8 protein-coding genes are annotated in these 8,520 nt (G+C 32.9%); all 8 read left to right on the top strand.

Annotated elements, in window-relative coordinates; translation table 11 throughout:
• Window positions 1-470: 470 nt before the first annotated feature.
• The 8 genes from C1A06_RS09110 (at window position 471) to C1A06_RS09075 (ending at window position 8,519) form a co-directional block, all read left to right on the top strand.
• On the top strand, window positions 471-854 hold the full coding sequence (locus tag C1A06_RS09110) for a hypothetical protein (protein ID WP_101689944.1): 384 nt from the start codon (window positions 471-473) through the stop codon (window positions 852-854).
• Window positions 800-1,315, top strand: coding sequence for a relaxase/mobilization nuclease domain-containing protein (locus C1A06_RS15235; RefSeq protein ID WP_245872035.1), 516 nt, complete (start codon window positions 800-802; stop codon window positions 1,313-1,315). Before C1A06_RS09110 ends, C1A06_RS15235 begins: the two co-directional genes overlap by 55 nt.
• On the top strand, window positions 1,316-1,597 hold the full coding sequence (locus C1A06_RS09100) for a hypothetical protein (RefSeq protein WP_101689943.1): 282 nt from the start codon (window positions 1,316-1,318) through the stop codon (window positions 1,595-1,597). It begins immediately after the preceding gene.
• A 164-nt stretch (window positions 1,598-1,761) separates the two neighbouring features.
• Window positions 1,762-2,136, top strand: a complete 375-nt coding sequence (locus C1A06_RS09095; protein WP_101689942.1) for a hypothetical protein — start codon at window positions 1,762-1,764, stop codon at window positions 2,134-2,136.
• A gap of 190 nt (window positions 2,137-2,326) precedes the next feature.
• Window positions 2,327-4,711, top strand: a complete 2,385-nt coding sequence (locus tag C1A06_RS09090) for an SLBB domain-containing protein (protein ID WP_185116833.1) — start codon at window positions 2,327-2,329, stop codon at window positions 4,709-4,711.
• A gap of 3 nt (window positions 4,712-4,714) precedes the next feature.
• Complete coding sequence (locus C1A06_RS09085; RefSeq protein ID WP_101689941.1) at window positions 4,715-5,779, top strand: Wzz/FepE/Etk N-terminal domain-containing protein; 1,065 nt, start codon at window positions 4,715-4,717, stop codon at window positions 5,777-5,779.
• Window positions 5,780-5,794: 15 nt separating this feature from the next.
• Window positions 5,795-7,354: an MATE family efflux transporter gene (locus C1A06_RS09080; protein WP_145996376.1), complete on the top strand. Its 1,560-nt coding sequence runs from the start codon at window positions 5,795-5,797 to the stop codon at window positions 7,352-7,354.
• Window position 7,355: 1 nt separating this feature from the next.
• Window positions 7,356-8,519 (top strand): CapA family protein, encoded by a 1,164-nt coding sequence (locus C1A06_RS09075; protein ID WP_101689939.1) that lies wholly within the window; start codon window positions 7,356-7,358, stop codon window positions 8,517-8,519.
• Window position 8,520: the final 1 nt, after the last annotated feature.

The raw sequence follows: 8,520 nt of genomic DNA, 5'->3' as shown, positions 1-8,520 counted from the left end.
CTTCACAAAGACTTAGCATAATAGAATGTTTTTTGATTTAAAACTTTGAATGTTAGAGACTTAAAGTTAATCAACTTTCTTCTATTATGCTAGTTATTAAGAACTTATCTTATGTCGAACTCACGTTCATTAAACATTACATTGCAATGTGATAATTATGATTATGGACTAATAGAAATAGAACCGAATGTCTATGAATGGAGAGTTACAAAAGAAAAATGGGCAAACTTTCGAATTAAAGCGAGAGCTATGTATCTCAACAGTAATAAATGTCATAATTATTTAGATAGTGATTCAATGGATAACAATGATTTGGAAGTTATATTATCTTTAAATGAGTACAATCTAAATTTTTGGAAAAAACATCTCTAACATATAATTAGAATAAATACTATAACCATTCCTAGCCGTTCTCTTAATTGGGAGCGGTTATTTTTTTGCCTATATTTACTCAAACTAATACTTAAACTATGAATCTGGAAGAAATATTTTTCATCAGTTCTAATCGTTTAAAAGCTGCTGAACCATTAATGGAAAAATATTTTGATTATGAATCAAATATGTTTCTAGATGAAATTAAACTTGTGGTTGAAACTATAGATCATATAACTATCGAAAATGGGATTCCAACAGTTGATTATCTAAAAACTTTTTACAATACAAATTTGGCAATACCTATTTCGGATAAACTCTATCCTCGTGAGGATGTTGCAGATGTTTTCCCAGATTATTTTGCAGATGTTGACGACAAAGACGCTCAATTGGAAAATTACAAAGTATCTCTCTCTCTCTTGACTGCATGGCATATATTTATTTCCTTCAAAAAAGTGGAAGTTTTAATCACTCATTCATAGTTGAAGCATTAGGATTAGAATATCAATCAGCACTTCACAACGAAATTTATCCAGAAATGCTCTCTTTGTATCGTATGATATTGGAGTCTAAAAAATACAAGAACAAAGGTGGAAAAATTACACTTACAAATAATTTTCATCAAATAGATATTAATTCTCATGCTTGGTTTTTAGATGATATGGAGAAGTATTTTAAAGACCGTTTTCCAGACCTTACATTAGAGAAGATAAACGAACTACTACCGAAACCAAACAAGGCAGGGAGGAAAGCGAAAGACATACTCACAGATGAACAATATAAAGCCATAGCTGACCGCTATATGGAAGATATGGACTATGGCAATCAGCCTTATGTAGTATTTAAGCATACGGATATAGATAGAGCCCATCTTCACGTTCTATCTATAAGAGTAGATGAATCGGGTAAGAATTTGGATTCTAACTTTGAGAATATGCGTTAGATGAAAGTATGCAGACAGATCGAAAAGGATTTTAATCTCCATCCGGCGACCAAGCAGGAGCAGCAAACCTATAGCATTTCGAGCAGACCACTCAATTACAAAGAGGGGAATGTAAAACAACAAGTGGGTAATATTGTTAAAGCGATATTGAATAACTACAAATTTCAGTCCGTTGGAGAATTCCGAACACTTTTAGAAAAAATGAATGTAAGTGTGGAAGAAGTCAAAGCCTTAAAAAATGGAAAATCTTATCATGGACTTGTATTCTGCACTAGTAGATAATTCAGTAACAATGAAAAAAAGAAAAGATTGGTACTCCTTTTAAGTCTTCTCTCTTTGGTAAATCTATTAATATAGAAGTTTTAGAAAAGCACTTTATGAAGTCAAGGCAACAAATACAAGATAGGAAAACAAAATAATATCTCAAACCCATACTAACTGAAGCGATGCAGCAATCAGGGTCAATTGATGAGTTCAAATTGCTGTTGAAAGAGAAAAACGTAGAACCGATATTTTGCCAGAATGAAGAAGGACGAATCTATGGTGTTAGCTTTATTGATTATCAAAACAAAACGATTCTTAATGGCTCACGATTGGGTAAAGAGTTTTCGGTAAACGTATTCCATGAAATATCTACGAGCAAAAATAGACCTCCAATGGTAACAGAGAATAGGATTGAATCTGATTCGGATTTTATAACTTCCTTATTTCCTTCATTTTTCGGGCAACACAGCACAGATTATGATGCTGAAAGTTTCGCCAAAGGAAAGCAAAGAGAGGAAGAAATCAGAAAGAGGAAAAACAAAGGTAGAGGATTATAATGTATTCTCAAATCAGCTGATTGAATATGCCATATGCTCTTTTAGTGTGTAATGTAGGGATGTAATAATTTAAAGGTTTATAAGTAAAATGTTGGTCGGTTGGTAATTAATCTTTAATTTTGCAGGCGCGATAATTGAGTCGCAATAAATGTAGCAGTAAACTGTTAATTCAAAGCACAATATCTACAGTATGATAAAAAAGATATTTTTCCTTCTAATTTTAATTATGCCTTTATGCCTTTCTGCGCAGATGTCGGATAGTCAGGTGATCGAATATGTAAAGACAGAGCATGCAAAAGGAACTAGTCAAGATGCAATTGGGAAAGCATTACTCCAAAGAGGTGTGACTCAAGCTCAACTTTTAAAAATCAAAAGTCAGGTAGAGCAACAGCAAAATCAGTCAAGAGGAGCTTCTTCTGCTGTGGATAGTTCTATCTCAGTATTAAGAGAAGAACAAGAAGGAGAAACTACTCAGAGGAGTGTTAGTCTTGAAAATATACCGCTCCGAAGAGTGTTTGGGAAGGATGTGTTTAGTCAGAAAGATTTGACTTTTGCTCCAACAATGAATATCCCGACGCCTGCTAATTATAAATTAGGAGCCGGAGATGAAGTTGTTATTGATATTTGGGGGGCATCACAAACTACTATCAGAAGAACAATTACACCTGAAGGCACTATTAGTATTGAAAGTTTGGGACCTGTTTTTCTTAGTGGAATGACTATTGAGCAGGCAAACGAAATTGTTCGTAGAAAACTCTCAAACTTATACGCCGGTGTTGATGAGGAAGGTGGAGCTTCATATATAAGCTTAACATTAGGTCAGATCCGCAGTATACAGGTTAATGTAATGGGTGAAGTTGTTACTCCCGGTACTTATACTGTATCCTCATTATCTTCTGTGTTTCATGCTCTATATTTAGCGGGAGGAATAAACGACATAGGTTCTTTGCGTACTGTTAACTTGTACAGAGGGGGAAAGAAGGTGGCTTCGGTTGATATTTATGATTTTATTCTTCATGGGCAAACTCCAGATGATATTAGACTCTCTGATGGTGATGTTATTATTGTTCCGGCTCATCAACTTTGGGTAAATATTGAAGGAGAGGTTAAGCGCCCTATGATATATGAAATGACAAAAGACGAGCATGTTAGTGATTTGATCAACTATGCAGGTGGATTTACAGGAGAAGCAAATACCGATAATATCAGTTTAAGTAGAAAAACAGGGAAGTACAGACAAATGTATACACTTAATCCTGAAACAATGATATCGTTCACATTGTCCGATGGGGATAATATTTCTGTTAGAAAAGGGTTAGATCGTTATGAAAATAGAGTTCAGATACAAGGGAGTGTTTTATTTCCTGGATATTATGAAATAGGGGGTGATATAAAGACTGTTGCTGATTTGATAAAGAAAGCCGGAGGGCTAAAAGAAGATGCTTTTCTTGATAGAGCTGTTCTTACTCGTGAGAAAGATGATTTGACTTTTGAAACTTTAGCTTTGAATCTGAATAATTTAGAATCTACTGTTTCTGGAAATACTCAGTTGAAGAAAAACGATGTCTTGTATATTGCGGCAAATACAATAGATGAAGATTTAGGTGATTTTACGATTACAGGGATGGTTGCTAATCCAGGTCAATATAGCTTTGCGGGAAATACAACGATAAAAGACCTTATCGTAAGAGCTGGAGGCTTGCTAAGCTCTGCTTCAACTGCTAAAATTGATGTTTCGCGAAGAATAATTGATCCAAGCAGTACAACTGATGCGATTATCATTGCTGAGACTTATTCTTTCTCTATAGTAGATGGGCTTATTGCTGACGGCAAATCAGATTTTATCTTGGAGCCATATGATCAAGTTTATGTTAGAAGAAGTCCTGGTTATCAGCAACAACGTAATGTCTCAGTTATAGGCGAAGTCTTATTCCCTGGAGGATATACATTGACTGAAAAAGAGCAAAGAGTATCTGATATTATTAAAGCTGCTGGAGGGTTAACAAATAAATCTTATGCTGCAGGTGCCCGCCTAGTGAGAAAAATGAATGATGATGAGAAAGCTCGTCAGAAAGAATATATCGAAATGATATCGAGAGGTACTATGAAAGATTCGGTAGATATGGAGTCTCTTGACACTAGCTTCGAATACACCGTAGGAATCGAACTAGATAAAGCTGTTGCTAAACCTAGATCAGAATATGATATTGTTTTAAGAGAAGGTGATAGGTTATATGTTCCGGAATTCACGAATACGATCAAGATCAATGGAGCAGTAATGCATCCTAACACAGTTTTATATAAGAAAGGAGAACCTTTAAAATATTATATTGATAAAGCTGGAGGTTATAGTGATTATGCCCAGAAGAAGCGTGCATATATAGTATATATGAATGGTATGACAGCCAAGGCTAAAGGTTCTAGTAAAGATTTGATAAAACCTGGCTGCGAAATTATTGTTCCGACAAAAGAACAAAGAGAAAAGATGTCTTTGGGACAAACCATTGCTATCGGCTCTAGTGTAACCTCTATGGCTTCGGTTATCGCTCTATTAATTAACTCTCTAACAAAATAAGTTATGGCAGATAATAAGGACGAAAAAGAAATAGATTTGTTAGAGTTAGCTCGTAAGTTATGGGATAATAAAAAATTCATTATTAAGGTAACTTTGATAGGGGCTGTTATTGGTTTGATTATTGCTTTTAGTATTCCTAAAACTTATACTAGTACTATTGTATTTACTGTAGACTCAAATAAATCGGCTTCGGGAAATATGAATACTTTAGCTTCATTAGCAGGGATAAGTATTGGGGGATTGAGCTCTTCTGATATTTTCTCTCCTGATATATATCCAAGTATTATGAGCTCTACTTCATTTCTAAAAGGTTTATTTAATGTGAAAGTTGAAGATCCAAAGTGTGAACTAGATACAACACTCTATGTTTATTTGAAGGATGGACAAGAAGTTGCATGGTGGAGTTATGTGTTTGGTTTACCCAAAATTTTATCTAAGCTTTTTAGTTCTAATGACGTGGAAACTTCATCAATAGTTGATCAGAGTAAATATTTTATTACTGAAGAAGATAGAGGTGTTATTGGACAAATAAAAGAATCATTTCTTATAATTACAGATAAGAAAACTGGAATAACAAGTATTGAAGTTACATCACAAAATCCAGTAGTATCTGCCTTTTTGGCAGATACATTAACGTCTTATCTCCAATCATATGTAATTGCAGAGCGAACAAGAAAGGCTAATACTGATTTGGTAAATTCAGAAAAGTTATTAGCTCAAGCTAAAGATACGTACGATGCTATACAGAAAGACTTGGCTTCTTTTATTGATCGAAATAAGAATATTACTTCAGCGCAATATAAAATAAAGCAAGATAAACTAGAAAGTGAAAAAACTTTAGCATTCTCTGTATATACGCAGATGGCGCAGCAAGTGCAAATAAATAAAATTAAAGTACAGGACGACACACCTGTTTTTACTATCATACAACCAGCTATTGAGCCAATGTATCCATCAGGACCTAAGAAGAAAATTATTTTTGTAGCATTTGTTTTTCTTGGTGTTATGGCTGCTTCGTGCTGGGTTGTAAAGAGAGATATTCTGGATATGTTCATGAGAAAAGAATAAATGTGTCATTAAGCGATGAGTGATATAGATTCTAAAGAAAAATCGACCAACAATAAACGAATAGCAAAGAACACATTGTTCTTGTATTTTCGTTTGATTGTTACAATGCTTGTAAGTCTTTATACTTCAAGAATTGTACTGAAAGTTCTTGGGGTTGAGGATTATGGAATCTATAATGTTGTAGGTAGCATGGTCGGAATGATGGCATTTTTAAATGGTACAATGGCTGCTGCTACTCAACGATTTTTATCATTTGAAATAGGGAAAGGGGATTTTAAAACCTTGACAAAGGTATATAGTACAACTATACAAATCCATGTTGTTATTGCATTAATAATTATTTTGTTATCAGAGACTTTGGGGCTCTGGTTTTTATACTCAAAAATGAATTTTCCAGCCGAAAGAGCTGATGCTGTATTTTGGGTTTATCAATTTTCGGTTTTGAGTTTAGCGTTATCAGTTATCCAAGTACCCTATAATGCAGCTATTATTGCTTTTGAGAGAATGAATGTGTATGCATATATGAGTCTCTTGGATGTGTCTCTTAAATTGTTGTGCGTATTTTTATTAACTTTGATTGATGTTGATAAGCTTGTATTATATGCCGCTTTGATATTTTCTATATCTCTAATTATTAGAGCTCTTTATGTATTTTATGTGCGTAAATACCTTAAAGCTTGTAAATATGAGTTCTGTTGGGATGTGAAATTAAGTAAATCAATATTGTCCTATGCATGTTATAACTTTATTGCTCATTTTTCCCTTATGCTTCGCAATCAAGGAGTAAATATTCTTTTAAACATATTTTTTGGACCATTGATTAATGCAGCAAATGGAGTAGCTGTGCAGGTTCGAAATGCAGTTAATTCATTCACGCAGAATTTTATTGTAGCCGTTAATCCTCAAATTGTAAAATCATATGCAGCCAATAATTTAGAATATACAAGGCTCCTTATTATGCAAAGTTCAAAGTTTTCTTTTATTCTTCTTTGCTTTCTATCCTTGCCTTTTCTGCTAGAAACTGACTACATATTGCATCTTTGGCTAGAAAACCCTCCAAAATATTCAGTTTTATTTTGTCAACTGATGATTGTTAATATTCTTGTTGATGCATTGTCAGGAACATTAGTGTATGGAGCTTTAGCTACGGGCAAGGTGAAAAAATATCAACTAGTGATAGGAATGTTATTCCTAATGTGTTTACCTATCTCTTACTTATTCTTGAAGTTGGGTTTTAGTCCGGAAATAACAATAATAGTGTCTATATTTATATCTTTTGTGGCATTATTAATCAGATTGTTCTTTCTTCGGATTTTATTGAGCCTTTCCGTAAAACTTTATTTATGGAAAGTAGTGATACTTGGTATTGTCATTTTGGGGTTATCTTTAATTGTCCCTTTATTTATAATTACTAATATTGAGACTAGTTTTCTTCGATTATTACTTACAGGTTTTACGAGTTCTATTTCTTTAGTTTTTTATTCTTATTTTATAGGTTTAAATAATTCAGAAAGAATTATAGTAAAGAATAAATTAATATCATTTATATTGAAATTAAAGTTAAAAAAAAGGTAGTATGATTAAAATATCTTTTGTTGGTGATTTAATGTGTGAAAAAGAGCAGTTATATGCGAATGAGACTAATGGAGATTATGATTTCAATCCGATTTTTTCATCAATCAAATCACTATTTAAAACTTCTGATTATGTAGTTGGAAATTTAGAAACACCAATCGCTGGGGAAGAAATGAGATATACAAATCATAAATGGAGTTTCAATTCACCTATAGAATATGCTGAGGCTGTAAAAGAAGCAGGGTTTAACCTTGTAAGTACAGCAAATAATCACTGTCTTGATAGAGGAGTATTAGGAGTTGTATCAACATTAAATAATTTAGATAAAATAAATATAGAGCATACTGGTACATTTAGATCTGAATCTGAAAGAAATACAATTTTTATTAAAGAGATAGATGGTATTAAGTTTGCATTTTTATCCTATACTTATGGTACGAATGCTAGCTTTAACAATTATTATTTAGATAAAAGCAATGCTTTCTTGGTAAATTTATATAGAAGCCAAGAAGTTCTGAAGAAAAGATATTCGTCACGAATATTGAAGAAGCTTTACCGATATAAGATGAAATTTGATGAAAAAATACCATTTAATAGTTTTATAAATCCTTATCTGAACCAATTGGATGAAGATATAAAAAAAGCAAAAGATCAGGCTGATATTGTTATTATGCTTATGCATAGTGGAGGGCAATATAATATTATCCCAGATAAATGGACATGCCGATTACAGGATTATATGATAAAAAAAGGAGTGGATGTAGTTGTGGGTTGTCACCCTCATGTCGTACAAAAAGGTCTGCTTTATAATAATAGACAATTTGGGTTTTATTCATTAGGAAATTTTTGTTCTTATCCGGGAAGTGAGACATCTGGCAATGAGGGAATTGAATCATTGAGTGAGTATTCTATTATTTTACACTTGTTTATAGATTCGACAAAAAAAAGTGTTGATAAAATAGTATTTCAAATAGCAAAGTCTGTTGTGGGTAAAGATGGTAGAGCTAATATATATCCTCTTTTTGATTTGATCCAAAGAGAGAATAGTGAAACGAAAAAACGTGATTTAATCAATCATAATAAACTTATCTTTGATAGATTTATGGGGGCTTATAACAAGCCAATAGTCCCACAAGAAGAATATGTTTTTTATTCAAAAGAGTGAA

The organism is Dysgonomonas massiliensis, assembly GCF_900240225.1.
GTDB lineage: Bacteria > Bacteroidota > Bacteroidia > Bacteroidales > Dysgonomonadaceae > Dysgonomonas > Dysgonomonas massiliensis.
The sequence above is the reverse complement of the archived record's forward strand: the minus strand, read 5'-3'. Positions and strand labels throughout refer to the sequence as shown.

Coding starts and splice junctions, on each gene's coding strand:
- C1A06_RS09095 (WP_101689942.1), top strand. CDS start 1,762: ATGCAGCAATCAGGGTCAATTGATGAGTTCAAATTGCTGTTGAAAGAG.
- C1A06_RS09110 (WP_101689944.1), top strand. CDS start 471: ATGAATCTGGAAGAAATATTTTTCATCAGTTCTAATCGTTTAAAAGCT.
- C1A06_RS09075 (WP_101689939.1), top strand. CDS start 7,356: ATGATTAAAATATCTTTTGTTGGTGATTTAATGTGTGAAAAAGAGCAG.
- C1A06_RS15235 (WP_245872035.1), top strand. CDS start 800: ATGGCATATATTTATTTCCTTCAAAAAAGTGGAAGTTTTAATCACTCA.
- C1A06_RS09080 (WP_145996376.1), top strand. CDS start 5,795: ATGAGTGATATAGATTCTAAAGAAAAATCGACCAACAATAAACGAATA.
- C1A06_RS09085 (WP_101689941.1), top strand. CDS start 4,715: ATGGCAGATAATAAGGACGAAAAAGAAATAGATTTGTTAGAGTTAGCT.
- C1A06_RS09090 (WP_185116833.1), top strand. CDS start 2,327: ATGATAAAAAAGATATTTTTCCTTCTAATTTTAATTATGCCTTTATGC.
- C1A06_RS09100 (WP_101689943.1), top strand. CDS start 1,316: ATGAAAGTATGCAGACAGATCGAAAAGGATTTTAATCTCCATCCGGCG.